The sequence below is a fragment of the Mesotoga sp. Brook.08.YT.4.2.5.2. genome, assembly GCF_003351125.1.
GTDB lineage: Bacteria > Thermotogota > Thermotogae > Petrotogales > Kosmotogaceae > Mesotoga.
This window is the reverse complement of sequence record NZ_JPGZ01000037.1, coordinates 1-25573: the sequence shown is the minus strand read 5'-3', so window position 1 is coordinate 25573 and position 25573 is coordinate 1. Positions and strand designations below refer to the sequence as shown.

At 44.0% G+C, this 25573-nt stretch carries 27 protein-coding genes; 19 read left to right on the top strand and 8 right to left on the bottom strand.

What is annotated here, in order from left to right:
- Nucleotides 1–52: 52 nt before the first annotated feature.
- From uvsE to Q502_RS10060, 5 genes are all read left to right on the top strand, one after another.
- Nucleotides 53–961, top strand: a complete 909-nt coding sequence (gene uvsE, locus Q502_RS10080; RefSeq protein ID WP_099829819.1) for a UV DNA damage repair endonuclease UvsE — start codon at nt 53–55, stop codon at nt 959–961.
- A gap of 77 nt (nt 962–1038) precedes the next feature.
- Nucleotides 1039–2910 (top strand): nucleoside-diphosphate sugar epimerase/dehydratase, encoded by a 1872-nt coding sequence (locus tag Q502_RS10075; RefSeq protein WP_099829818.1) that lies wholly within the window; start codon nt 1039–1041, stop codon nt 2908–2910.
- The gene (locus tag Q502_RS10070; protein WP_102818815.1) at nt 2907–3446 is read left to right on the top strand and encodes a hypothetical protein; all 540 of its coding nucleotides are present in this window, start codon (nt 2907–2909) and stop codon (nt 3444–3446) included. Before Q502_RS10075 ends, Q502_RS10070 begins: the two co-directional genes overlap by 4 nt.
- Nucleotides 3446–4606 (top strand): DegT/DnrJ/EryC1/StrS aminotransferase family protein, encoded by a 1161-nt coding sequence (locus Q502_RS10065; RefSeq protein ID WP_099829816.1) that lies wholly within the window; start codon nt 3446–3448, stop codon nt 4604–4606. The genes Q502_RS10070 and Q502_RS10065 overlap by 1 nt, the downstream gene beginning before the upstream one ends.
- The gene (locus Q502_RS10060; protein WP_099829815.1) at nt 4606–5505 is read left to right on the top strand and encodes a glycosyltransferase family 4 protein; all 900 of its coding nucleotides are present in this window, start codon (nt 4606–4608) and stop codon (nt 5503–5505) included. The genes Q502_RS10065 and Q502_RS10060 overlap by 1 nt, the downstream gene beginning before the upstream one ends.
- Here the strand turns inward: Q502_RS10060 and Q502_RS10055 are convergent.
- Nucleotides 5495–6430 (bottom strand): magnesium transporter CorA family protein, encoded by a 936-nt coding sequence (locus tag Q502_RS10055; RefSeq protein ID WP_099829814.1) that lies wholly within the window; start codon nt 6428–6430, stop codon nt 5495–5497. The two genes, Q502_RS10060 and Q502_RS10055, sit on opposite strands and share 11 nt — an antisense overlap.
- A gap of 360 nt (nt 6431–6790) precedes the next feature.
- Here Q502_RS10055 and Q502_RS10050 point away from each other — a divergent pair, with 360 nt between their 5' ends.
- From Q502_RS10050 to Q502_RS15100, 10 genes are all read left to right on the top strand, one after another.
- Nucleotides 6791–7840: a metallophosphoesterase gene (locus Q502_RS10050; RefSeq protein WP_099829813.1), complete on the top strand. Its 1050-nt coding sequence runs from the start codon at nt 6791–6793 to the stop codon at nt 7838–7840.
- Between the two features lie 271 nt (nt 7841–8111).
- Nucleotides 8112–8936: a PstS family phosphate ABC transporter substrate-binding protein gene (locus Q502_RS10045; protein ID WP_099829812.1), complete on the top strand. Its 825-nt coding sequence runs from the start codon at nt 8112–8114 to the stop codon at nt 8934–8936.
- A gap of 16 nt (nt 8937–8952) precedes the next feature.
- Nucleotides 8953–9828 carry a phosphate ABC transporter permease subunit PstC gene (gene pstC / locus Q502_RS10040; protein ID WP_099829811.1) on the top strand — a complete coding sequence of 292 codons (876 nt, stop codon included), beginning with the start codon at nt 8953–8955 and terminating at the stop codon, nt 9826–9828.
- Nucleotides 9825–10661, top strand: a complete 837-nt coding sequence (gene pstA / locus Q502_RS10035; protein ID WP_099829810.1) for a phosphate ABC transporter permease PstA — start codon at nt 9825–9827, stop codon at nt 10659–10661. Before pstC ends, pstA begins: the two co-directional genes overlap by 4 nt.
- 1 nt (nt 10662) lies before the next feature.
- Nucleotides 10663–11415, top strand: a complete 753-nt coding sequence (gene pstB, locus Q502_RS10030; protein WP_099829809.1) for a phosphate ABC transporter ATP-binding protein PstB — start codon at nt 10663–10665, stop codon at nt 11413–11415.
- Nucleotides 11416–11430: 15 nt separating this feature from the next.
- Nucleotides 11431–12108, top strand: a complete 678-nt coding sequence (gene phoU / locus Q502_RS10025) for a phosphate signaling complex protein PhoU (RefSeq protein WP_099829808.1) — start codon at nt 11431–11433, stop codon at nt 12106–12108.
- Nucleotides 12105–12779 (top strand): response regulator transcription factor, encoded by a 675-nt coding sequence (locus Q502_RS10020; protein WP_099829807.1) that lies wholly within the window; start codon nt 12105–12107, stop codon nt 12777–12779. Before phoU ends, Q502_RS10020 begins: the two co-directional genes overlap by 4 nt.
- Nucleotides 12776–13753 (top strand): ATP-binding protein, encoded by a 978-nt coding sequence (locus Q502_RS10015; RefSeq protein WP_099829806.1) that lies wholly within the window; start codon nt 12776–12778, stop codon nt 13751–13753. Before Q502_RS10020 ends, Q502_RS10015 begins: the two co-directional genes overlap by 4 nt.
- A gap of 172 nt (nt 13754–13925) precedes the next feature.
- Nucleotides 13926–14837 carry an MEDS domain-containing protein gene (locus Q502_RS10010; RefSeq protein ID WP_258394235.1) on the top strand — a complete coding sequence of 304 codons (912 nt, stop codon included), beginning with the start codon at nt 13926–13928 and terminating at the stop codon, nt 14835–14837.
- A complete protein-coding gene (locus tag Q502_RS15100; protein WP_347708253.1) occupies nt 14765–15085 on the top strand; it encodes an HD domain-containing phosphohydrolase in 321 nt (106 codons plus the stop codon). The genes Q502_RS10010 and Q502_RS15100 overlap by 73 nt, the downstream gene beginning before the upstream one ends.
- Nucleotides 15086–15232: 147 nt before the next feature.
- Here the strand turns inward: Q502_RS15100 and Q502_RS10005 are convergent, their stop codons facing one another.
- From Q502_RS10005 to Q502_RS09975, 7 genes are all read right to left on the bottom strand, one after another.
- The gene (locus tag Q502_RS10005) at nt 15233–16054 is read right to left on the bottom strand and encodes a MurR/RpiR family transcriptional regulator (RefSeq protein WP_099829805.1); all 822 of its coding nucleotides are present in this window, start codon (nt 16052–16054) and stop codon (nt 15233–15235) included.
- Nucleotides 16033–17232, bottom strand: a complete 1200-nt coding sequence (locus Q502_RS10000) for a glycosyltransferase (RefSeq protein WP_099829804.1) — start codon at nt 17230–17232, stop codon at nt 16033–16035. Before Q502_RS10000 ends, Q502_RS10005 begins: the two co-directional genes overlap by 22 nt.
- Before the next feature lie 11 nt (nt 17233–17243).
- Nucleotides 17244–18539 carry a carbohydrate ABC transporter permease gene (locus tag Q502_RS09995; protein ID WP_099829803.1) on the bottom strand — a complete coding sequence of 432 codons (1296 nt, stop codon included), beginning with the start codon at nt 18537–18539 and terminating at the stop codon, nt 17244–17246.
- A complete protein-coding gene (locus Q502_RS09990; RefSeq protein ID WP_099829802.1) occupies nt 18533–19408 on the bottom strand; it encodes a carbohydrate ABC transporter permease in 876 nt (291 codons plus the stop codon). Before Q502_RS09990 ends, Q502_RS09995 begins: the two co-directional genes overlap by 7 nt.
- Nucleotides 19409–19464: 56 nt before the next feature.
- On the bottom strand, nt 19465–20760 hold the full coding sequence (locus Q502_RS09985) for an ABC transporter substrate-binding protein (RefSeq protein WP_102818814.1): 1296 nt from the start codon (nt 20758–20760) through the stop codon (nt 19465–19467).
- Between the two features lie 308 nt (nt 20761–21068).
- Nucleotides 21069–21710 carry a peroxiredoxin gene (locus Q502_RS09980; RefSeq protein WP_099829800.1) on the bottom strand — a complete coding sequence of 214 codons (642 nt, stop codon included), beginning with the start codon at nt 21708–21710 and terminating at the stop codon, nt 21069–21071.
- 144 nt (nt 21711–21854) lie between these two features.
- A complete protein-coding gene (locus Q502_RS09975) occupies nt 21855–22178 on the bottom strand; it encodes a hypothetical protein (protein ID WP_099829799.1) in 324 nt (107 codons plus the stop codon).
- 256 nt (nt 22179–22434) lie between these two features.
- On the opposite strand from Q502_RS09975, the gene Q502_RS09970 reads away from it, so the two are divergent.
- The 4 genes from Q502_RS09970 to Q502_RS09955 all read left to right on the top strand — a co-directional run.
- Complete coding sequence (locus Q502_RS09970; RefSeq protein WP_099829798.1) at nt 22435–23256, top strand: aldo/keto reductase; 822 nt, start codon at nt 22435–22437, stop codon at nt 23254–23256.
- A gap of 10 nt (nt 23257–23266) precedes the next feature.
- Entirely contained in the window at nt 23267–23920 is a 654-nt protein-coding gene (locus Q502_RS09965; RefSeq protein WP_099829797.1) for a B12-binding domain-containing protein, read from the top strand.
- On the top strand, nt 23917–25080 hold the full coding sequence (locus Q502_RS09960) for an ABC transporter permease (RefSeq protein ID WP_099829796.1): 1164 nt from the start codon (nt 23917–23919) through the stop codon (nt 25078–25080). The genes Q502_RS09965 and Q502_RS09960 overlap by 4 nt, the downstream gene beginning before the upstream one ends.
- A partial coding sequence (locus Q502_RS09955; RefSeq protein ID WP_114794153.1) for an ABC transporter ATP-binding protein occupies nt 25073–25573 on the top strand: 501 nt, incomplete at its 3' end. The genes Q502_RS09960 and Q502_RS09955, both read left to right, overlap by 8 nt.

The window sequence follows — 25573 nt, the reverse complement described above, 5'->3', positions numbered from 1 at the left end:
TATACATTCTCTATCCGAAACTCAGCTAAAATACTATAGTAGGAGGTAGAAGATGAAGATTGGATACCCATGCATCAACAGAACCGTAAAGTGCTGTTCTGCGAGGAAATTCAGGCTTTCATCATACAGCGAAGAGAGATTGATTGAAACTACAGCGGCAAATCTCATGTGCCTTGAAAAGATCCTTGAATTCAACAGAGCGAGGAGTATCCTCTTCTTCAGAATAACCTCAGACTTGATTCCGTTTGCATCCCACCCTGTTTGTAGGGTTGACTGGGAGATGCATTTCAAGAGTGACTTCGACAGAATCGGGAAGATGATAAGAACATACGATATGAGGATTTCAATGCACCCCGATCAGTTCGTCTTACTTAACTCACCCAAGCGTGAAGTTCTGGAAAACAGTATTTCTGAGCTTAAGTATCATGCCAAGCTTCTGGATCTTATGGGGCTTGACAAGAGTGCGAAGATTCAGATTCACGTTGGTGGAGTTTACGGAAAGAAGAAAGAAGCTATGGAAAGATTCATTGATCGGTACAAATATTTGCCCGAAAACGTTCGCGAAAGGCTAGTCATTGAAAACGATGAGAGGCTTTACTCGCTGGTGGACTGTCTCTCGATACATAACTCTACTGGTATTCCCGTACTTCTTGACGTATTCCATCACTCAATTCTCGGCGATGGAATAACTCAATTGGATTCGCTGAAGCTTTCTCAGTGGACATGGCTTCCTGAAGACGGCATCCCCGTTGTCGACTACAGCACTCAACAAGGTGGAGCAAGAAAGGGTAAACACACGGAGAGCATCGATCTTGAGCATTTTTCAGACTTTCTTAGAGTAAGCAGTTCATATGATTTTGACATAATGCTCGAGATCAAAGACAAGGAGCTGTCTGCTCAATCTGCGATTCGCGTTGCCCAGACAGACGAGAGGTTTTCTCGTGTTACTAAGGGGTGTTGAAGCTGAGATCATTTTCAGATGGCTTCCGGATTCTGAGATTGCGCTAAGTATGCTAGAATCTCCATGAGGTGAGGTGCTTGAAAAGACACGGTGATCTAAGTGGCTTCAGAAGAAATCTGACACTTCTGGTTTTCGATTCGTTGATGGTCTATTTCGCATTCATTTTAGGTATGTACTTCAGATACGGAATCTTCACTTTGGACGAACCTCAGTTCTTTCTCAATGGAGTCTACTTCAGCTTATTCATAGTAGTCTCTCTGATTCTGAATGGAGTCTATACAATAGCCTGGAGCTACAGCTACTTCAGAGATTATCTGATTATTCTCAGGGCGGTCGTCATAGGTTATGCAGTAGGGTTTGCTACCGGAAGACTTCTGAATCTTTTTGGCGTTAGGTTTCTTACGGTACCATTCACGGTATCGACTATGGCTGCCATTATCTCTGTGTTTTTGATTATCTGGTCAAGGATATTCTGGCTGAGCATATTGAGTAGAAATCATCATGTCGTTTCCTCTGCAGAGAGAGTACTGATAGTGGGCGCCGGTGATGCGGGAACTTCAATAGCGGAGGAATTGTCTCGCCGCCCAGAAAACGGACTGGTTATAGGGTTTATCGACGATTCCCCAAGAAAGCTTCGAAAACGGATCAGGGGAGTCCCGGTTTTGGGAAACACAGACGAAATCATGGCCTTGGTTGAAAAGATGGATGTGAAGCGAGTCATAATCGCAATCCCTTCTGCTGATGCAGCTACTTTGAGAAGGATTTTCTCAAAGATCGATGTGGGAAAGGTAAAAGCTCAGACACTGCCTAGCATTACAGAGATAATGGATGGCAAAGCGAAGCTAGGATACTTGAGAGAGATCAACATCGAGGACTTGCTTGGCAGAGAGAGCGTGCGCATCGATGTGAATTCACTTAAGGGTTACATTGTCGGAAGAACTGTACTCGTAACCGGTGCCGGAGGAAGCATCGGAAGTGAGCTTTGCAGGCAGATAGCTCCACTGAAGCCCAGAAGACTGCTGCTGGCGGGTAAGGGAGAAAACAGTATCTATGAGATCAGACAGGAGATTGGGTCGTTGTTTCCCGATCTCGATCTCTGTCAGCTGATTTGCGACGTTGCCGATTCATCAAGAATGAGGTATATCTTCGAGACGATGAAACCCGAAGTCATCTTTCATGCAGCGGCTCACAAACATGTACCTCTGATGGAGGAGAACCCGACGGAAGCGTTCAAAGTTAATTCCATTGGCACTTACAACGTTGCTATGCTTGCCAGTGAGTTCGGTGCGGAGACTATGGTGGTAATATCTACTGATAAAGCCGTCAAGCCGAGTTCTGTAATGGGCGTTTCAAAAAGGATCGCAGAGGAGTTCGTTAGGTCTATATCATCGAGAAGTAAAACAAGGTTCGGCATAGTCAGATTTGGCAATGTCCTGGGAAGCAGAGGAAGCGTGATCCCCCTCTTTAAGAAGCAAATCCAGTCGGGCGGTCCCGTTACCGTAACGGACCCAAGAATGACTAGATATTTCATGACTATCCCAGAAGCTGTATCGCTTGTGCTTCAGGCAGGAGCTTACTCCGGAGGCGGAGACGTTTTCGTGCTAGATATGGGAGAACCCGTCAAGATCTCTTCTCTTGCAAACGAGATGATCACACTGGCAGGATACGTACCGCAGCAAGAAATAGAAATAAAGTACACGGGAGTTCGACCGGGCGAGAAATTATTCGAGGAACTTGTCCTTACGAACGAAGAATTTATTCAGACGAAGCATCCAAAGATTTTTCGTCTGAAGACAAAGGAAGCAATGGATGAAACGACCTTATTTTCGATAGTTAGTCGTCTTAGGGCAGCCGTTGATAACAACGATTTTGAAGAGCTGAACAAAATCACGGCCGAAATAGTTGACGATGCCACAGTCAAAATAAGTGCAGGGTGTGATTTTCGATGAGATGGTATGTGGAATTTGTCAGAGATTTCCCCTTTGTTTCTGCAATGATTCAGTTCTCGATTCTCGGAACTCTAGGCGATTATGTCAGCGTAAAGATTGCAGGTTCTAAGGGAAACCTCTCTGCTTCCGTAATGGTTTTGAAGGCGCTTGAATGGGCTTTCCTGTCAATCTTCATAAAGATTGCCTTCATTGGCTGCGAGGGATTCGTTTCTGCTTTGGTAATCAACAGAATTCTGCCGACATCCTTCGCTGAAGACTCATTTCTGAATGCAGTCACGCGCTCTGCATCAATGAATCTTCAGTTTGGAGTCTTCTTGGTTCTATTTCACAGGTTGCTCGATAATCTTATTCTTCATGCTAAGAACTGGAAAAACGTCGATAAAGCCTTATTCTCTCTGATATGGTTCTGGCTTCCAGCACACACATTGACCTTTTTACTGCCAAAAGACTTCCAGATTGGTCTTGCCGCATTATGGTCGTTCATGCTGGGACTAATGCTTTCTCTATTTTCAAAGTCTCCCCAGGAGGTGAAGTAGTGTTTATACCCCTTTCCAGACCCGACATAACTGAAAGAGAGATATCCGCTGTTACTGAACTCATGAGTAGCGGAATTCTATCCATCGGCCCAAAAGTCGCAGAATTTGAAGAAAGGTTTGCAGAATATATTGGTGTCGAGCACGCAGTTGCAGTAAACAGCGGGACCAGCGCTCTTCATCTTATAGTTCGCTCTCTCGACTTGAAACAGGACCAGACGGTGATCACAAGCTCCTTCACTTTTGTGTCCTCAGCCAATGTTGCAGTATACGAAGGCGCCGTTCCTGTTTTCGCAGATATTGACGAGGCAACATACAACATCTCTCCAGAGACTTTGGAAGATGCTCTTGCCTATTATTCGAAAAACGGTTTGAATACAGGTCAAATTGAGTTAGGACCCTTCATTCCAGATGTTTTCATGGCGGTCGATATTTTTGGTCATCCCCTTGAATGGGACGGGATAGAAGGTGTCTGTAACAGACACGGCGTAAAAATCATAGAGGATTCATGTGAGGCACTGGGAAGCTCCTTTATGGGGCGGAGAACCGGCACTTTCGGTCTCGCAGGTGCATTTGCATTCTATCCAAACAAGCAAATCACAACTGGAGAGGGTGGAATAATTGTTACTGACGACAGCAAGATTGCCGAATTATCGAAAAGCATGCGGAATCAGGGAAGAGGCACATCAGAAAATTGGCTTGAACATGTGAGGTTGGGCTACAATTATCGGATGGACGAGATGTCGGCAGCACTGGGTTTAGAGCAGCTTAAGAGAATTGATGAAATTCTAGCAAAGCGGCAGAGAGTTGCCGACAGATATGCGAAATTGCTTTCAAAGATTGATGGAGTAGAGACTCCCTTTGTAGCAGACTACGCTACAAGTATCGGCTGGTTCGTATATGTCATAAGGCTTGATGAAAAGATAGAGAGAGACAACTTCATGAAATACCTCAATGACAATGGTGTTCAGTGCAGAGACTATTTCAGACCTATACACCTTCAACCCTTTTATATGACAAAGTTTGGATTCAAGAATGGCATGTTTCCCGTAACTGAAGAGCTCGCAAGAAGAACGGTTGCTATTCCTTTCTTCAATAATCTGTCTGAACAAGAACAGCAGTTCGTTGCTCACACTATTGAAAAGGCTTTGGAGTATAACTGATGATGGCTTTTGTCTACGCTCTCGTTCTCTCGGCCGTACTATGTTTCCTTTTTCGTAGAGTGGGCATTAAGCTAGATCTGGTAGACAGGCCTTCGGGGACTCTAAAGCCCCACGAAAAACCGATTAGCTTTATGGGTGGAACTGCAATTCTACTTGCGCTTGTTCCATGGCTAATTCAGAGTCCGGAGTTCTTACCCGCAATAATCATTATGTGGACTCTGGGCTTTGCGGACGACATAAGAGGCATATCACCAAAGATCAGACTGGTAGTGGAAATTCTTGTCGGATTCTCCGTTGCATTCGTAATCTACGGCTTCTCGACAGTCGATTCGATAATACTCTCAATCATCTTTGCAGGAACGGTTAACGCCTATAATATGGTGGATGGACTTGACGGAATATGCTCAACTAATATGATTGTTTTCGGAATCTTCGCCTTCTTCACGGGATTTGTGCCTCTTATGTCTCTTGCAGTCGCTGGCGCTTATGCCGGATATATGATCTTCAATTTTCCCCCCGCAAGGCTTTTTATGGGGGACCAGGGATCATACATCGCCGGAACATTTGTGGGAACGTTACTCATACAGTCTTGGGGAAGTCAGAATTTCGTTCGAGTTGCAGCTATTTGCTGGCCCGTAGTACTTGACCTTTTCGTGGGTTTCTTGAGAAGATCTATTGCAATGAAGTCACCTTTCACAGGTGATAGAGATCACTATTACGACAAAATATTCAAGCTCTTTGGACAGAAAAAGAGAGTCACGCTCTTAATATCTACCGGCATGGCTCTCTTCTATGCAGTCTTAGGGCTATTTCTTCCAGTTGCGCTAATTCCCCCCGTACTACTGTTGACTTCGTTGACTCAGATCTTCCTTCTTAAGTCTCTACGAACTACTTCTTAAACCATCTAATTTTGAAGAGAATTATGGCAACAAGAAACGCCACAACTCCCGAGAGACCCATTGACCAGTAGAAGATAGAACTGTTGTTCATAAAAGGAAGTTTGACATTCATTCCATACATCGATGCAACCAGTGTCGGAATCTGAAGAGACAAAGTCACTATTGTCAGTATCTTCATTACAACGTTGAGGTTGTTGGAAATAACAGACGCGAAGGCATCCATCATTCCCGTCAGAATGTCGCTGTAAATATTCGCCATCTCTATAGCCTGTCTGTTCTCAATGGAAATATCCTCAAACAGCTCTTCGTCCTCCTCGTATAAAGTTAGGATGTTGGCTCTCTTCAGCTTTTCAAACATCAACTCGTTGGACCTAAGAGATGTGGTAAAGAAGACCAAAGACTTTTCAAGATTCAACATTGCCACCAGTTCTTGATTCCTAGTCGATCTGTGCAACTCTGATTCGACTTCATTTGACAGTCTTCGGATTTCCTTCAGATACCTAAGGTAATAAACCGTTGCCCTATCGAAGATTCTCAGAAGAAAACGATTACGCTTCTTGGTTGATATGTCCCTAACTCTGCCTTCAACTATGTCAGAAACAATGGCGTTTTCGAAACCACTTATGGTAACAAAATAACCGGACTTCATAGCGATACCAAGTGTGGTCGTTCTGTAAGGAACCGCCTCGTCGTTGATATCGAAGTATGGAAGCTTAGTAATCACGTAGATGAGTTCTTCGTCTTGCTCAAACCTTGCCCTTTCTTCCTGATCAAGAGCATCATACACAAAGTCCTCGTCGATCTCCAAACTTCTGAGAAAAGCTATGTCACCACTGTCAGGTGCAATAACATTGATCCAGCAGCCTTCCGTCGGTGACTCTATGACTTTCATTTTTCCATTCTCTGAAATCAGTATCTCTCGCACACCTACACCTCCTCTTCTAGTAGCAAAACAACTCCGATTAGATAGAGGGAGGCTTCAATGGGCGAGACAAATCAAAGTGGCGGTTCACTCTCACTACTGTATAATTCCATTTGGCTCACCTCCGCTTTGAGATTATATCACGCAATTAATCATTGCTATCTCGTAATCTCTTGAGTAGATTTAATTATGATACATTACGGTGATCCAAAATTCTTTGAACCGCCGGATAGTTGTCTGCCATCTAAAATAAAATGGAATTCGCGAGATTTTATAACGAGATACAAAACCGCTTTTTCGTTATAATCTCTTATGAGTTGGATCAGTCTTAACAGCTACAACAGACCAAAGGAGATGACTAAAGTGAAAAAATACACAATTCTGATATTTCTTCTGGTAATCTCTCAGCTCTTCTCTCTCTATCTTAATGATGTTTCTGGGGATGGGGTAACGATTAACTGGTTTACCGAGGAGCCCTCCGATTCTTTCCTGATAGTATACGATGGTTCAAATGAATCAATCTATTCCGAGCAGGAAGTTACGTTGCACAGATTCAAAGTCTCCGGTCTTCAACCGGGAATGAGTTACGCATACACTGTAAAAAGCGAAAAGGACGGAAAAGTAATCTTCAGGAATGGCGGCATACTTACAACAGCTCCTTTGAAAAGGACCCCATTTAGCTTTGCAGTCTATGGAGACAGCAGGAGCAACCATTCGGTGCATCTCGAAATTGCCCATGGAATTGCCCGTGAAAATGTTCCGCTGGTCATACATACAGGAGATCTCGTATCCTCAGACGACACTCTCGATGAATGGACAAGTTTTTTCAATGTAATTGACATCTTATCGGATAGCGTCTTCTACAGTACAATTGGTAATCACGAGGCATCTGCCGAGAACTACACAAAGTTCTTTGCTTTTCCCGGCAATAAGCGATACTATAGTTTCTGGTACGGTGACGTATTCTTTATCTGTCTAAATACGAATGAAGCTTTCGACAAGTATTCACTGCAGTACATTTGGCTGTTGACAGAACTCGAAGAGGCGAAAGAGGGAGACCCTGCATTCATAATAGTCTACTTCCACCATCCCCCCTATAGTTTCGGCCCTCATGGCGACCATCTCTATATACAGCAGTATCTTGTGCCGGTATTCGAAGATTACAAAGTAGATTTAGTTCTAAACGGGCATGATCACGGTTACCAGAGGGTCGAGAAAAACGGTGTGACCTACGTTATTTCAGCCGGTGGTGGTGCACCGCTCTATGACATTGGCTCAGGAAAAGACCTGATCGCCTCTGCAAATGCATATCACTACATGTTGTTCAACTATACCGTTGATGGTCTGTTTGGTTATGCGAAGACGGCAAAGGGATTGATTCTCGACAGTTTCTATATCCAGAGACGAGATTAACGGCTCTTTACTGCAATTCAGTAAGCATAAAGTTCTTAAACCACCGATAATAATCGTCGTTGTCGTTCATAAGCACCTACTGGTAAGGATTTTATAATATAGTGCGACTGCCGAAGACTTCAAGAATCTGAACTTGCACTACTTATTGCTCGGAAATTCTTCTCTAGCAGCACATTTCAGCAGCAAGGACAAATAGGAATACTCTTATAAAACCCCCATAACACCTTCTGTGTATAAATAAAATGTGGAAAAAACTTTAGGAGGTGTGGCTATGAAGAGTTTCGTTACTGTATTTGTTTTGCTCATGTTAGTCGGAACGGCATTTGGTTCTACTCTTGTTATTAAGGGCTCAAACACTGTTTATCCTGTCGCACAGCTGTGGGCCGAAGCCTACAAAGAAATCAACCCGGATGCAGAGATATCGATTGAGGGTGCGGGGTCTTCAACCGGTATAAAAGCTCTGTTCAACGGGCAGACGGACATCGCAAACTCCAGTCGATGGATCAAGAGCTCGGAGATCGAGCAGATGAACAAAGAAGGTAAGTACTTCATTCCCTTCATCGTTGCATACGATGGAATAGCAATAGTTGTCAATAAGTCTCTTGAGATTGAAAACATAACTGTTCAACAGCTTTACGACATTTACTCGGGTAAGGTGACCACATGGAATCAAATCGATTCTTCGCTGCCAAAAGTGCGAATAGTACCCCTGTCCAGAGACAATGCATCGGGAACATTCGAGTACTTCGTTGAGCACGTAATGAAAGGCGAAAAGTTAGCGCCACAGGTTCAGCAGCTTGCATCGACGAGGGCCGAAGTTGAACAGGTTATGCAAAATCGCTACGCCATTGGTTATATCGGAATGGGATACATCACCGAAGATGTGAAAGCTCTTACAGTAGAGAATATTGAACCGACCGTAGCTAACGTAAACTCCGGTGCATACCCAATATCAAGGCCGCTATTCATGTTTGTTGATGCAACCAACGGACTCCCCACCGGTGTTACAGGAGACTTCTTGAGATTCGCTCTTTCACCTGAAGGCCAGTCGGCGGTTCTCAGTGTGGGCTATGTAAACGCTTACGGCATAGAGTAGGAACGGATGAAGCGAGTTGAGTAGGAAGAGAATTGACCTTTTCTCAAGAGTGTTGGTAACGGGCGCTGCCCTACTGACAATGGTTATTCTGTTCGGAATATTCTTCTTTCTGATATCTGATGGAGTCAGAGTCTTTGGAAAGATATCTTTGAGAGAGTTCTTTCTCAGCACTCGCTGGTACCCAACGTACGAGGATGCCGAATTCGGCATCCTCGCTCTCTTATCCGGAACGCTTGCAGTCACCGGGCTTACATTGCTTATCTCTATCCCGTTGGGGTTCATATCCGCTATTTTCCTTGCGGAGTTCGGAAATAGGAAGACACACGATTTCCTGAAGTATGTATTTGAACTTACGGCGGGAATACCTTCAGTAGTACTGGGAAGTTTTGGTCTCAAATATATTTCCAAATGGTTGATGGACCTATTCCCGATGAAAGTGTGGACCGGACTGAATATTTTGAATGCCTCTTTGATGCTTTCTGTTCTTGCAATACCTTATTTCGTAACTCTGATAGAAGATGCGTTGAAAGCCGTCCCAGTGGATCAGAAAGAAGCCTCACTGGCACTCGGCGCCAATATGACCTCAACTCTTTTCAGGGTGCTCATTCCCCAGGCCAGAAGCGGAATTCTCAACGCAATCATTCTTGGAACGAATAGAATAATTGGAGAGACAATGGTTGTCTTGATGATTGCTGGGGGGGCAACCATGATTCCACAATCAATCTTCGATCCTGTAAGACCCCTAACAGCTGCAATAGCAGGTGAAATGGGAGAAGTGGAGCTAGCAAGTACTCATTACTTCGCCCTCTTCATGATAGGAGTAGTCCTTCTGATGATATCTCTTATCTTCACAGTTACGGCAATGCGCTTAAAGAGAGGAATGAGAAGATGATAATAGATAGAATTGCGAAGATAGTTTTCGGAATCATATCCTATCTTCTGGTGACCATAATTCTTTTAATCGTAGGATTCCTAATACTGTCTGGTCTAGATGATATAAACCTGGAGTTTCTGACTTCATTTCCAAGAAACTCAATGACCGAAGGCGGAATCTGGCCTTCAATACTGGGGACTGTTTATTTCCTGTCGATAGCTCTTCTTTTCTCGGTACCTGTTGGGATACTCGCAGCAGTATATCTCAGTGAGTATAGTAAGGAGAATCGTCTGCAGCGCCTAGTGTTGACAGCAAACAACATTCTTGCCGGAATACCTTCCGTCGTCTTCGGAATGTTCGGCTTGTCGCTTTTCTCGATCACCTTTGGATTCGGAACTTCACTCATTGCAGGAGGCCTGACACTCGGAATTATGTCACTTCCGTATATAATCTCCAATACTCATGAAAGTCTTGTAGCGGTCCCGAAGTCATACAGAGAAGCATCGATGGCCTTGGGCGCCAATAAAGCCGAAACAACCTTCAAAATTGTTATACCTGCATCCTCTTCAAGAATACTTACCGGAGTAATCATCGCAATTGGAAGAATAATTGGTGAGACCGCACCGTTGCTTTTCACGGGAGCTGCCTTCTATATAACTAGAAATCCTTCAAGTCCTTTTGAACCAGCGATGGCTCTGCCTACACATATATTTGTTTTATCTGCGATTTATCCTGACAATGTAACTCCGAAGTTGGAGGGAAGCGTATCAGTTCTCTTGATCATCGTGGTGGCGCTGTTCATGTCGGTTGCAATCAGGAGAAGAAGGGAATCTCGGAAGATGGAGGGATGAGATGACTGAACCAATATTCAAAATAAAAAACCTAAATGTCTTCTATGGCGAGAAGCATGCTCTTAAAGAAGTTACCTGTGATATACCTCAGAGAAAGGTAACTGCAGTAGTAGGTCCGTCAGGTTGTGGGAAATCGACCTTTCTGAGAGTTCTAAACCGAATGAACGACTTAATTCCTTCATACAGGCATACCGGTTCTGTCAAGCTCTTAGGCGATGAGATTCTAGATATGGATCCTGTATTACTCAGGAAACATATCGGAATGGTATTTCAGAAGCCAAATCCCTTTCCGAAGACAATACAGGAAAACGTCACTTACGGCCCAAGAATTCATGGCATTAGGAACCGCCAAGTTCTGCGTGAAATAACCGAGAAATCACTAAAGCAAGCTGCTCTATGGGACGAAGTCAAAGATGAACTGAAGAAGAATGCAGCAAATCTGTCGGGAGGTCAGCAGCAAAGACTCTGCATAGCAAGGGCTCTTTCTGTAGAACCCGACGTCCTTTTGTTGGACGAACCGACAAGCGCTCTTGACCCTATTGCTACTCAGAGAATAGAAACGTTAATAGAAGAACTCTCTGAGAAGTATACTATTGTTATAGTAACCCACAATTTGCAGCAGGCGCTGAGGATCTCGGATTATGTTATGTTCTTTTATGTTGGAGAGTTAGTGGAGTTTGATACGACGGAAAAGATTACCTCAAATCCCAAGGATCAAAGGACAAGCGACTATCTGAGAGGAATCTTTAGTTGACGGGAGTTGGTTCTGATGACACCAGAAAGACAAAGACATCTTGAAGCGGGATTTAACAGGCTCAAATCAATGCTTTCTGACATGATGGAGAACGTAAGATCCAGTATTCAGAAAGCCATCGATGCGCTGGATAGACTTGATGGCGACCTTGCAAGAACTGTTATCGAAAACGATGAAGTTATTGATGACTTGCAGAGAAAAATGGATACGGAAATCTGCAATTACATTGGCCGATTTCAACCTCTGGCAGAAGACCTCAGGTATGTTCTGACGATGATGAAATTGGCTACTGATCTAGAAAGGATAGGCGATCTTGCTGTAAATATTGCTGAAGTTGCAGTTAGGTACGAGAACCAGACTCTGGTCAAGCCCCTCATTCACATAAAGAAGATGACTGCCGTGGTAGAAAAGATGCTGGAAGAGGTAATTGACGCTTATTACGACAAGGATACGGAAGCTGCCAAGGGAGTTTGGACTGAAGACAGTAAGGTTGACGAATACTATCTTTACATCAAGAGGGAAGTGAGAGACAAGCTGATAAGCATGTCTGACTCCGGCGCAATTGGTCAGCTTCTTGACCTGTTGCTAGTATCAAGATTTCTGGAAAGAGCCGGAGACCATGCAACGAATATCGCTGAAGAGATCTACTACATAAAAAAGGGTGAGAGTCTTAAGGAGGAAATGCGACGTTGAAGGTATTGATTGTAGACGATGACATCGATATTCTGAACATTGTTAGGACAGCTTGCGAAAGCGAGAGTATGGAGACTTTCACAGCCGCAAGTGCAGAGGAACTCTGGGCAGCTCTTCGGGCAGGAAGACCAGACGTAATATTACTTGACATTATGCTGCCCGATGCAAACGGTCTTGATCTTGTGAAGAAGATCAGGATTAAGCATCCAAGAATTCCTATAATCTTCTTGACTGCAAGGAAATCGGACCTTGACATGATACTCGGATTGGAACTAGGTGCCGATGACTATGTCACAAAGCCTTTTAATCCGCGGGCTCTCGTAGCGAGAATAAAGGCCGTAATGAGGAGAAGCGAGCTATCCGGCACATTGGACGAGAATCTTGCAATAGGCGAGGCCATTGTGAACCTGAAATCGTACACCGTTACCAAGAACGGCAGGACCGAAGAACTCACCAGACGTGAATTCGAGTTGCTAAAGTTGCTAGCGGAGAATCCCGGGAGGGTTTTCACACGAGAAGAGCTGCTGGATAAGGTGTGGGGGATTGATTTCTTCGGAGACTTTAGAACTGTAGACGTACACATCAGCAAACTAAGAGAAAAAATCGGAGAAGGGTTCATTCGGACAGTAAGGGGAGTGGGCTACAAATTTGCACTAGGGGATCAGAAGTGAACGAATCATTGCTCAACGAACTCAGTGAAGGAATCCTAATGGTCGATGAAGGCCTGGTTATATCGTATGCGAACTTATCGGCCAAAAAGTTACTAGGCGAAATCGAGGGATCGGCTCTTCCCGATGCTCTTCATGTTCAGGGGATTTCGAACATAGTAGACAGCTTCATCTCTGGATCTCATTACTGTACAGATACGGTATTTGTTAAAGACGAGACAACCCACTATTTGAAGATCAAAGTCTCACCGCCTTACGTGATTGCCAGAAATATAACAAGTGAAAAGTTGTTTGAGAGTGCCAAGATGGACTTTGTAAATTCTATTGTTCACGAGTTTTCGACACCTTTGGCAGTTATTAACGGATATGTACAGCTACTGATTGAGAAGAACAAAGAGCTACCAGCTGAAGTATCGGAAACGATTGATAGGATTGCAAGGTCGACGAACAGGCTTTCTAGACTTGTCGAGGAGCTCGGTATTCTGTCGAATCTTGAATTACAGAACTATAGGGTGAAAATCGAAACGGTTAATCTTAGAGAATTGGTAGACGAAGCTGTATTTGACCTCGAAGGCAAGTGGAGTCGAAAGAAACTTAAGATTATCACTGATGTATCTCAAAACATATACGCTGCGGTGGATTCCATGCTCCTCTTCAGAGTCATATCTAATCTCATCTCTAATGCGGTAAAGTATTCTAGCGTAGGAAACACGATAGAAGTGAGTTCTCGTGAGAATGGATCAAAGGTATATGTGTCTGTTAAAGACAACGGCATAGGAATAAAGAGCGAAGAGCTGCCGAGGATTTTCGAGAGATTCTATCGCGCAAGCAACGCAAGGACTTCCGGATCATCAGGGCTTGGACTGGGGCTCTCGCTCGTCAAACATGCACTTAACCTCATAAACGGTACAATAGATGTTAGGTCGAGATACATGATGGGAACTACAGCTACTATCGCCTTTCCAAAGAACATGTAGAGACACCCAGCAGTACATTTAGGAAAAACCTAAAGATTGAATAAGACAGACTGTCTCGAAAGACAGGATATCGTATTTGGGACGAACTCAGGGTCCGTGCTATAATTCGGAAAGCACAATTCTCTTGTAAATTCATAACGGATTTTGGAGCTGTTGCCATATGGAGTCACGGATGCATGGGATTACTCTCTATGAATCGAATCACGATTTTGAAAGTGCGATCGGTTCCTTTTTGATTGCGGGCCTTTCGAATAACTATAAGCTCTTGTACTTGATGCCAGAGAAAGATGTCGCCTCTCTGAGGAGCGTGATTCTCAGTCGAAAGCATACCGTGGAGGGTTTGGTTCGTGAAAAAGCAATAGAGATAATAGATCCGCGTCGTGCGTACCTTAGTAACGGGTCTTTCGATCCGGAGAGACAGGTCAAGTTTCTTGAAGATTTCGCTCTAAAAGCTCTTGAAGAGGGGTTCAATGGTCTCTGCGTAGCGGGGGAAGGTACTGCCCTTTTGGACTCGGCGATTCCACTCTGCAAGATGATTCGCTATGAAGCAGCGGTTAATGATTTGATTGAGAAATTGCCCATTATTGCAAACTGTTTATACAACCCTTCTAGAATGGACCAAAAAAGTGTTCTCGAAATTTCCAGGCTCCATCCATATGTTCATCGAACGGGGGAGTTTTCAGTGAATGAAGATTACTATTCCTTGTCCCGAAAATCTGTTGAATTTGGTGGGGCAAGCCGTCTAGATATCTGCAGGGGTACTGCAGACTCTTTGTTACGGCTGTTCAGGATCAAGAGTATCTATGTTGAGAATCATGAGAAGAACGTCTCAGATCTTGCGATAGCCATAGCAGATGAAATGAGCCTTGATTCTTTCACAAAGGCTTGTCTCGAAATGGCAGGAAAAATCCACGACATAGGAATGACTTCGCTGTTTCTCGACATGATTAGCAGACCAGGCCCCTTACACAGTTTTGAGAAGGTTCTTCTTAGAGAACATCCCAGTACGGGATTCGAAATCAGCAAGGGTGTCCCCTTTCTGAAGAGGTCTCTAATGCAATCCTTCACCACCACGAGAGGGTAGATGGGTCAGGCTATCCTAACGGCCTTAAGGGATCGGAGATCAGCCTTGAAGGCAGCATCATCGCTGTATCCGAGGTAGTCGCCGCGATGAGCTTCTACAGACCTTACAGAGAGAAGTACGGAACAGAATATGCTCTGAGCGAGATTATTACCAATTGCGGTTCACTGTACAGGACCGAAGTAGCAGAAGCCTGTTCCAACGTTTTTAGTAAGGGGTTTGCCTTCGATGGTGATTCCTCAAGAGTATAGTTTTTGGAGAGGCTGAGAGGAAGATACGACCTGCATGTGGCACTCCGCGTTGATTGTGATTATTGACTCAATTTCTAAAATTCATGCAAACGAACTCACTGTCGCAATGATAGACTTCATAGAGATATTCTTCCGTTGATATTCGAGTCATAAGTATCTCTTCTTATCAAGTGTCCTGTCTACTTTCTCCAGAGTCTGCATCGTTCCATTTCTGAGTTTAATAGATTTCTCCAACAGAAGTTGAATTACAGCAAGCTGGCACACTCTAGGCTGAAGCAACGGTATCCCCGTCTCATGACCACCTTGCGCCACGTAGATAGTCTCTTTCGAAACGCTGACAATTCTCGATCCGATGCCACCTGTAATGGCTACAGTATAAGCCCCCGAATCCGAGGCTACTTCAATAGACTTGACAGTATCTCTTATGTTCCCACTTGCGGAAATACCGAAGACAATATCATCCCAGTTGAGAGAAACTGCGGTCATTATCTGCAGATGAGGATCAGTGTAAAATGCGGTCGAAAAACCCGCTCTCATGAATAGAGTTGCCCCAAACTCTGCCACTATACCACTTGATGCAACTCCAAAGAAGATCACTCTGTTTGCTTTCACCATTCGCTTTGCTATCCTATCTAGCTGTTCATCATCTATTAAGTGATTCTGTTGATTAAGAGCGTCAATCAAATCCGAGATCAACTTGTTTTTATCGGCCGAAATCGGCGGCGACTCTCTTGAGAGCTCTCTGGCCAACTGAATCTTGAATGCCTGGTAGCCATTGAAATTCAGCTTTTTGGACAGCCTGAAGATCGTGGTCTCACTCGTCCCTGCTAGAACAGAGAGCTCACTTATCGAGTGATGAATGACATCATCTGGAAAATCTATGATGTATCTAGCCGCTTTCTTTTCTGCAGGGTTTAGTCCCTTGATCATCGCCCTAAGCTTCTCGACTATCCCAAATTCTTCTCCCATATCGATATCAACTCACCCTTTGTTTCCACAAATTTCTCAAGGAGCTTTTCCGTTTCTTTCTCTGCATCTTCCTGGACCAGTGATTCCGTTTTCGAAACGAAGTAAGCAACCCTGCCGAAATATAGCGGAACAAGCAATTCTATAAGTCTCTCTCTCAACGCTTCATCTCTGTAACTAGATGCAATTGAGTAAACAATTCTAACCCATAGATCGTCTTCGATCATCGCATCGGTCTTTCGTAGAAGAAACAAGCCTTCGAAAATCTCCGGGCCAAGAATCTCTTTGACAAAACTCTTCTGGTTTTCTATGCCCTCATAGAACTTCAAAATCATGTTTCCTAGATCTACTTCAAGCGGTTCCGGCTCTCCCACCACCGCATCACCGTAAATTGGTGATTCAGTATATCCCTTCACATGCTTCCATCTGCTTTCATACTTCTGCATAAGGGAGAAGAGAGTCCCTACTACCTCTCGGAACATTCTCCCTAGTTGCTTTCCGGGATCTTTGACATCATGGATCTTGGTACCGAGAGCGGCCTGGTAAATCTCCCCTTTGACCTCATTCACAGCCGAAGTGGTCATCCATATGTCGATCCCAAATCTGGAAACATCTGAGTTCCATGTGTTGTCTGGAACAGATGTGCAGTAATCTATGATCTCTCTCCCGACACCAAAGTCTCCACCAATAGGCTGCCTCAATTTTCTCCCGTAGAGAGCCGTGGTAAGCGGATAGCAGATGCTGTTGGTAATCGTTCCATCGTACTTGTGTCGGACATAGTAAGGCGTCACGTACGCTGCGTTCTTCTCGAGAACTGGATTTACAAGCCTTTCAATCCAAAAGGGTTCGACGCTTCTCAGATCAGAATCCAGAAAGACAACCACCTTAGCATTCAGCGATCTTGCTTTTTCCATTATTGACCTCATCGCACTTCCCTTTCCGGAAATCCCCCGGTACTTGAAAGACAGCAAATCCACCCCGTCACTGTAGGCTGAAAAGAAAGCCCCTTCAGTATTATCTGTTGATCCACCATCGGAATTGAGTATACAGGATCTTAAAGATGGAAAGAACTGATTAAGTCCTCTGACAGACGTTTCAACAACGTATTTGATGGTACCTGCGTTATTGAAACTTGGTATTCCTACTACAATATCGTATGAAGTATGATTCAATCCAGACATTCTTACACCTCCTATTCTTTTACTCCTCCGGCAGTGAATCCACTAGTCAAATACTTCTGCATAAGAGTAAAAATTATGATGATTGGTATTGCAGAAACCACGGAAGCCGACATCAACCTTCCCCAAACTGCATGAGCGGAACCGGAAAATGCATTCAGCCCGATCGGGAGAGTGAAGAGATCTTTGTATGATTTTAGCCCCAGGAAGGCCGAAGCGAATAGATACTCATTCCAGCCAATCATGAATGCGTAGATGTATACAGTGACTATTGCCGGAAGCGAAAGAGGAATAACAATCTTGAAAATCGCCTGGACTCTGGAACAGCCATCGATAATCGCCGCTTCTTCTATTGAAAACGGAATTGTCCGGAAATAGTTTCCCAACATATAAAGAGAAACCGGAAGTGTCTGAATAACATAGACCATGATCAGATAAACTCCGGTACCAAATGGAGTAGAAAGGATTCCAAGCTTCACCGCCATCTGATAAAGCGGCACCATTATTACGGTACCACCGAACAGATACACGAAAAGAACCGAACGCTGAACAAGTCCCCTACCCTTGAATCTCAACCTCGAGAATGCATATGCTCCTAAAATCGCTACGAAGAGGCTTATCAAAGCGGAAATCCCTGCGAATATCAGCGAGTTTCTAAGGTATTTCAAGAAGGGAAATTCACTAGCTCTCTCTTCCAATATTTTTGTCTTCTGCGCTTCGAATAATTCCAGTTGAGCCTTTGCCTTTTCGAAACCGGCAGCAAGCGCTTCCTCGGAGAGAGCATTGTCAACCTCGGCTCTCAAATCCGTAAACCGTTTCACATCATTTGCACTGAATATGGTTTTCATGTTTTCCTCGATTATTGAAGCCTCCTCTGTACCTGGAACGAGCGAGTTTTCAATAAACTCTTCCCTGTCTGTTACATCAATTCCACTGAAGTCGATCACAAGATCAACGATATCTCTCAGTTCTTTTTCCTTGGCCTTGAGCTGTACATCATGAACATACCGCGTATACACTTCAATTGAGGCCGTTCTCTCTTCCAACTCATCTATCCTCTTCAATACAGGTTCAAGATTTGCCCTAATTATCTCATCGCCGAAAAACTCTGTCTCACTACTTTGAATAAGCCCAAATATCTCCAGATAGTTTCTGATTGTGAAATCTGAGAATGTCATTTTGTTCGGATCGTAGTCTGCCTTAAGAGATACATGAACCATGAAATAAAACGGAATGAGTATGAAAAAACAGATTAAAGAGATCCCCAATGCAAACATGACTCTTCTGAAAGGTGTCTTCTTCCTTACCATTTCAACACCTTCTTCACGTATGTAGTTATCAGCCCAAGCATAATTACCATAAGGATTGTTGCAATTGCCGCGGCCACTCCGTACTCCGGCGAAGTTGTACCGATAACCCTTTCATAGATAAAGATAGGCAGAGTGCCAGCTCTCTTGCTGATCAGATAAACCTCGTCAAACTTATAGAAATTCCAGATACCCCTCATGAGAGCGACAGCACCCATGACGAAATAGATCTCCGGTAGAGTGATATTCGTGAACTTATTCCATGATGTTGCTCCATCGATTTCTGCAGCCTCGTAGTACTCATCGGGAATAGATTGAAGTCTTGAAAGCAGCATCAGGTAAACAAAAGGGAAGTTCCGCCAAATGTTGAATATCGATGCCACAAAGAATGCATTGTTCGAGTTGTTTAGGAGATCAAGTTGCGGAGAGACCCATCCGAGACTTTGACTGAATAACTGCATAAAAGGCCCGTAGCTTGGATCAAATATGTACTTCCATGAAAAGACTATCGAGATAAGTGGGGTAATGTATGGAAGCAGAATGATCGTCCTAACTATCGCCCTCCCCTTGAACTCCTTGTTCATCATCAGCGCTACTCCGAGACCCAACAATATACTTCCAATAACTGTCATCAGAGTGAAACCAACAGTTATGAAGAAGGACTTCCAGAAAGCGGCGTCTTTGAAAACTCGGATATAGTTTTCTAATCCTACGAACGTTGAACTGGTGATCCCGTAGTCGAAAAACGAAATGTATATGTTATACGCCACCGGATAGATTATCAATATCATCAGTAGGATTACTGTTGGCGAAACAAGTTTCCAACCTAAACTATTTTCCTTCTTCAATATGGAAGAGGCTGCTTGCTGCATAAGATCTACCTCCAAAAAAGGAAGGCCCCGGCTCCGGGGCCTTCGATGTCAGGCGTTTATCTTCCTATAAGCTTTCTAATATCCTCTCTCCAGAAGGTTAGAACCTGATCTGGGGTTGCGTTGTTATCGAACATCATGACTATGCCATTACCTATAGTGAAGGCTCCGGATATCTTTCCCATTTCGGGGAAGACTCTTCCTTCTACATAACCGAACTTCTCAATATTCTCCATACCATAAATGATTGCCTTGATCTTTTCTGCGCCGTAGCTCTTATAAATCCCCTTTGGATCGTTCAGGAATTCTTCGCTTTCAGCTATGGAAGCTCTTGTAGGAAGCATTCCACCGGGAGCCATATGTATGTACTTTATGTAATTGTCCGGCTCGAACATGAAATCGAGAAGTTTGAGAACATCAAGCTTGTTCTGGGAAGACTTGACGATCGCGAGCGACAAGACCTGTCCAAAGGAGGAAGGTCTGCTGTTAGTCATCATGGGAGCGAATTCAGTGTTCTTAACAAGATCTGGATCAAAGTCGCTTATGAACTGAGTCTGAATCTCGGCAAGAGCCAGGTCATCCATGACGTAAGTTGAGTAGAACATCATAGGTGTCCTACCCGCAAGATAGAGTTCTCTTGCCTGCTGCCAGTAGGTATGTCCTGGAGCTGAATATGCGCCAAGGTCCTTGTAGAACTGAAGTACCTCTCTCATCTCAGGAGAGTTAATGACTACATTTCCGTCCTTGTCGAAAATCCTTGCTCCGTTTGACAAAGCAAAGATTGTGAAGACCTGTTCCGCGTAGGCATCGTTGGTCTTTCCAAGTACGATTCCATACATTCCATTCTGAGGATCGTGGAAATACTTTGCCGCCTCCATAATCGCATCCCAAGTTGTTGGTTCGGCAAGACCCGCTTCTTCAAACCAATCTCTTCTGTACCAAATTCCTTGAACCCATCCGTGATAAGGAATAGCAAAATACTGATCCCCAGCCGGAGTAATAACAAATCTTGTTGCACCAGTGTAGAAATCCCCTGCATTTCTGATGAATCTTGTTGGAATCACAGTATCCAGAAGACCATCAGCTCCAAGGCCGAGAATAGTTTCAGCACCAGCTTCAATTAGGTCTGGAAGTGTATCAGCCGCAGAAGCCGCAGCCAATTTCGAGAACATCTCGTTCTCCTCGATTGCCACAACATCAACTTCTACTCCGGTTTCAATTGTAAACGACTCGATCAACTGAGCAATAATCTGCTGTCTGGATTCTTCTTCCTGAGTGTGCCAGTAAACAAGTTTTCCAGTCATTGTTACCGAAAGCATCAATACCAGAAATACTACAAAGAATATTTTTTTCATTTTAACCACCTCCGAAGGAAATTTTTTTCACCATAATGATACCAAACTTCTTCTTTCGTTCAAAGAGGCTATACACCGTATCAGGATCCATCACTGCCATTCTCGTCAATCTAGCATCGATTAGATAGAAATAACTCTAAGAAGCTAGCTCTAAGAGTATGGTTTGAACCAAGAGATCTTATGCAATCTACAGAGGAAACCGATTATAGAAGTTCACTGAAGATATCCTAAGCATAATAAAGCTATAAAAATGGGATCGGCCAATGCCGATCCCATTAGTAGTAACTGCTTACAGTCTATCAATTACTCTATAAGCTTTTGTGGCAGAACCACCAGTCGTAACAACCTTCCTTGCCCTTTCTCTCTTCAGCAGTCTTGACATCAGATGCGGGAGGAATGATTACGTGATCCCCAATGATCTCGTTGTTTGGCCAATCTGCCGGGATAGCCACTCCATTCTTATCGGCAACCTGAAAGCCCTTTACCATTCTGAGAATCTCATCCATATTCCTTCCCAGCTCTTGCGGGTAATAGAGGATAGCTCTGATCTTTCCCTTCGGATCAACAATGAAGACCGCCCTGACAGTATTCGTTCCCTTTGCAGGATGAATAAGCCCAAGAGTCATTCCTACTTCGCCCATTTCGTCCGCGATAATAGGGAACTCGATTTTCACACCTAGCTTCTCTTCTATCCACTCCGTCCACTTTATATGAGAGAAGACTTGGTCAACGCTAAGACCTACGAGTTCACAGTTTAACTCTCTGAACTTATCATATCTTCTCTGAAAGCCCACGAATTCGGTCGTGCAAACCGGTGTAAAGTCCCCCGGATGACTGAATAGAACAAACCATTTTCCCTTGTGAGCTTCCGGTAGGTTCATTACCCCATGTGTCGTCTTGACTTTCATCTCAGGGAAATCTTCTCCGATCAATGGAATCCTTTTCTCCATAAAGCACCTCCATATTTATAATCATTCTTATTAGCTACAATATAATTATACTTTTCGCTGCTTGGTTTGTCAACCATACAATTATGCCGAACAGAGGTTTTGATTCTAAAGAAAAAGAGGGCTCTTGGCCCTCTTTTTATGACTTCAACAGAGTAGGTAAGGTGTCTCTTCTTCATCGGGGTAGATGTATGAACTGACTACTCTGTAATCTGGAAAACTTGTTTCTAGGGCTCTTGAGATCAGTGAAAGGTACTCGTTGATCCTTGGCACCACTTCTTCAAAGGAACAGGAACCTTTCAGAGCCATGATCTGAACTTCAATTGTATCTTCAGTCTCGGCTCTCATGTTGAGCGTGTCACCTTGGGCTCCCAGAAGTAACTTTTTTGAGAGCGTCTCAAGTATCATCTTCAAAGCCTCTGTGGATCTACTTTCAGAAACAGCGTACCTCAAATCGCAAACAATGTACATGGCGCTCCCTCCTTCGTCTGGTTTCTTAGATTCTGTTCATAACTAACACAGGAAGGTACCAGATGTAGACCCTGATTTCTGGAAAAGCCGTTTGTGAAAGACCGTTCATAGCCACTATTGCAAAGTGATCAGCCCGTTCCATTTATTATACATCAAAGGCAGTCTACCTATATTAACCAGGAGGAGTTCTAGATTTATCGGCAGATTACTACTATCGAAATATTAATGTAGAATTTAGGGAATGGGGGTGATCTAAATGATATATAGAACTCTGAAGGATAACAAAGGAGAAATCCCCGCCATTGGTCTAGGCACATGGGAGATCGGAGGAAGAGACGTTCCTGATGAAACGAGGGACAGAGAACACATTGACACATTGTCCAGAGCCATTGAAATGGGTTACAAGCACATAGATACTGCCGAATACTATGGTGGTGGCCATACCGAAGAAATAATTGGAGAGGCAGTCTCGATTTTCAGTAGAGAAGAATTGTTTATCACATCTAAGGTCTGGCCCACTCATTTGCGGAGTGTTGACTTACACAAAGCCCTTGAAAGAACACTGAAGAGGCTGAGAACAGACTATATTGATCTGTATCTTATTCACTGGCCGAATCCTGAAGTTCCGCTAGAAGAGACTCTTTCGGCGATGAATGAAGAAGTGAAGAACGGACGGATAAGGCATATCGGAGTTTCTAATTTCGACACGCAGCTCCTTAAGAAGGCCGTATCTATTTCAAAGGAACCTATTGTGAACAATCAGGTTCTCTTCAATCTAGAGGACCGGCAAGCAATGAATGAGCTTCTACCATACTGCCAAGATCATGGCATTACCCTAACCGCATACTCGCCGCTAAAGAGAAACGCATTAAAAGCCTCAACCGAGAAACTTCTGACTGGATTCTCTGAAAAATACTCGGCCTCTGTTCAGCAAGTAATGCTTGCATGGTTGCTGGGGAAAGATGGTGTGGTGGTCATACCAAAGGCATCCAAGCTTGAACACCTGAGAGAAAATCTAGAAGCAGGCATGATTGTCCTCGACAGAGAGGATATGAAAATGCTTGATTCACTAGAATAAGGAGGGCATCTTGAACGATATCAAGAGCAACTTTATAAGCGCTCTCGACTCACAAGATAAAGAGAGGGCAGTGATGGTGTGCATAGAATCGCTTGAGTCTGGCAATGTTGAAGTAATCGATTTGTATCTGGATATTCTTGCACCCGCATTGAGGAGTTGGGATTGCGACTACGTGAGCGACAGATTGTGTATATGGAACGAACATATAAGGAGCTCTATTGTCAGAACGGTAATGGAATGCTGCTTCCCTTATATTGTGAAGAAAAGAAGAGACAATGGATCAGAAAAGAATGATCGGACAGTGGCAGTACTCTGCCCGCCCGAAGAGTATCATGAGATCGGAGCTAGAATGATTTCGGATATCTTCACTATCGCTGGGTACAATTCCATATTCGTCGGAGCAAATACCCCGCTGGACACCTTCCTTGAGGCTGCGAAAAAGCTGAGTCCAATGTACGTTGCGATTAGTGTTTCAAACTACTACAACCTAATAAACACACGAAGGATGATTTCGCGAATTAAAGAAGCCGGTGGGAAATCGAGAGTTGTCGTAGGTGGAAATGCATTCGAAAAAAATCCCGACTACTGGAAGGAAGTCGGTGCAGATATTTTCCTGAAAGATCCAAGAGAGATTCTAGCTCTGGGGAAGGGTGATGTAAAATGAGATTGGCTTTTTCAATTGCGATGCGCTTTCTATCTTCCAGCAAGACCCAAACTCTTCTCATAGTAATGGGAATTGCAATAGGCGTTTCCGTTCAGGTATTCATAGGCTCGCTTATCCAGGGACTCCAAAAAGACCTGGTGGATACAACAATCGGAAGCTCTTCGCAGATAACTGTCTCCTCATCGGAAAACAACAGAGTAGAAGACTGGCAAGGCATAATTTCGGAAATCGCTTCTCTTGATTTGCCAACAGATCTGACGGCTCTTTCTGCAAGCGCAGATGTTCCTGTCTTCATAAGCAGCGGCGACAGAACCTTATCTGTTCTGCTCCGAGGTCTGCAGTTCCCCGAATCACATGTTATTTACAAGACGGATAGTCGCCTCATTGATGGCAGCCTTCCTGAAGGAGACGGAGAAATCATTATCGGCAAGGGTCTTAAGGATGAGCTCGATGTGAACCTTGGAGAAGAAATCACAATCTTCACTCCGGATAGAGCAGTTGAGATTCTGAAGGTAGTCGGTGTCTTCGATCTGGGTATTGCAAGCCTTAACAAAAACTGGATGATCTCAACGATTGGCACCGCTCAGTCAGTTGGGAAACTTGGTGATGCAGTCACATCGATAGAGATGCAGGTGAGCGATGTCTTCAGAGCTGATGAAAACGCCTCTGCCATTTTGGAACGTCTTTCGAGGTCTGCTTTACTTGTCACTGACTGGAAATCTCAGAACGAAGATCTCCTCTCCGGGCTGAATGGGCAGAGCGTCTCAAGCATAATGATTCAGGTGTTCGTAATCATAGCCGTTTCCCTTGGAATAGCAAGCGTGCTCGCAGTAACTGTAGTCCAGAAATCAAGGCAGATTGGAATCCTGAAAGCTATGGGACTTAAGGATTCCACGACGAGTTTCGTTTTTCTCTTTCAGGGACTCGCTCTCGGCATTGTGGGAGCAGTAGTTGGAATTGCATTCGGAATCCTGCTTATAATTATGTTCTCCACTTTTGCCGTAGGAACTGACGGAGAACCGATCATCAGAATCTCTCTGAGTTATGGGTTTGTAATGTTGTCCGCGCTCATTGCCATTGGCGCTTCAACTATTGCCGCAATGGTCCCAGCCAGGAGATCCTCCAAACTCAGCCCTGTTGAGGTGATACGAAATGGCTAACATAATCGAGCTTAAGGATATAAAAAAGGTTTACGGAACGGTTGTGAAGACAGAAGTTCTTCACGGTGTGGATCTTGAAATCGAAGACTCATCGTTTCTTTCGATAGTCGGACAGTCTGGAAGCGGAAAATCTACACTCATGAACATTATGGGCACTTTAGATCAACCCACGAGCGGTGAAATAAAAATCGCAGGGAAACAGACAAACAAAATGAACAAGAATGAACTCGCAAGTGTTAGAAATGAGACTATTGGATTCATATTCCAGTTTCATTATCTGCTTCCCGAGTTCACTGCTTTCGAAAACGTAATTCTTCCTTACAGAATTAAAGGTCTTAAACCCTCGAAGGAAATTATGGAAAGGGCGAAGGAACTAATGGATGTCGTTGAAATCAGCAAGGTTAGGAATAATCTAGCTCCAAACATGTCGGGAGGTCAGCAGCAAAGAACCGCAATAGCAAGGGCCCTTATTCCACATTCCTCACCTTTCTGC

Excerpts from the sequence above, each read along its gene's own strand:
- Q502_RS10045 (WP_099829812.1), top strand. The coding sequence starts at position 8,112 with ATGAAGAGTTTCGTTACTGTATTTGTTTTGCTCATGTTAGTCGGAACG.
- Q502_RS09975 (WP_099829799.1), bottom strand. The coding sequence starts at position 22,178 with ATGTACATTGTTTGCGATTTGAGGTACGCTGTTTCTGAAAGTAGATCC.
- Q502_RS09970 (WP_099829798.1), top strand. The coding sequence starts at position 22,435 with ATGATATATAGAACTCTGAAGGATAACAAAGGAGAAATCCCCGCCATT.
- Q502_RS10060 (WP_099829815.1), top strand. The coding sequence starts at position 4,606 with ATGATGGCTTTTGTCTACGCTCTCGTTCTCTCGGCCGTACTATGTTTC.
- Q502_RS09985 (WP_102818814.1), bottom strand. The coding sequence starts at position 20,760 with ATGAAAAAAATATTCTTTGTAGTATTTCTGGTATTGATGCTTTCGGTA.
- Q502_RS09960 (WP_099829796.1), top strand. The coding sequence starts at position 23,917 with ATGAGATTGGCTTTTTCAATTGCGATGCGCTTTCTATCTTCCAGCAAG.
- pstB (WP_099829809.1), top strand. The coding sequence starts at position 10,663 with ATGACTGAACCAATATTCAAAATAAAAAACCTAAATGTCTTCTATGGC.
- Q502_RS10000 (WP_099829804.1), bottom strand. The coding sequence starts at position 17,232 with ATGTCTGGATTGAATCATACTTCATACGATATTGTAGTAGGAATACCA.
- pstA (WP_099829810.1), top strand. The coding sequence starts at position 9,825 with ATGATAATAGATAGAATTGCGAAGATAGTTTTCGGAATCATATCCTAT.
- Q502_RS09990 (WP_099829802.1), bottom strand. The coding sequence starts at position 19,408 with ATGCAGCAAGCAGCCTCTTCCATATTGAAGAAGGAAAATAGTTTAGGT.
- Q502_RS10070 (WP_102818815.1), top strand. The coding sequence starts at position 2,907 with ATGAGATGGTATGTGGAATTTGTCAGAGATTTCCCCTTTGTTTCTGCA.
- Q502_RS09995 (WP_099829803.1), bottom strand. The coding sequence starts at position 18,539 with ATGGTAAGGAAGAAGACACCTTTCAGAAGAGTCATGTTTGCATTGGGG.
- phoU (WP_099829808.1), top strand. The coding sequence starts at position 11,431 with ATGACACCAGAAAGACAAAGACATCTTGAAGCGGGATTTAACAGGCTC.
- Q502_RS10010 (WP_258394235.1), top strand. The coding sequence starts at position 13,926 with ATGCATGGGATTACTCTCTATGAATCGAATCACGATTTTGAAAGTGCG.
- Q502_RS09980 (WP_099829800.1), bottom strand. The coding sequence starts at position 21,710 with ATGGAGAAAAGGATTCCATTGATCGGAGAAGATTTCCCTGAGATGAAA.
- Q502_RS10005 (WP_099829805.1), bottom strand. The coding sequence starts at position 16,054 with ATGGGAGAAGAATTTGGGATAGTCGAGAAGCTTAGGGCGATGATCAAG.
- uvsE (WP_099829819.1), top strand. The coding sequence starts at position 53 with ATGAAGATTGGATACCCATGCATCAACAGAACCGTAAAGTGCTGTTCT.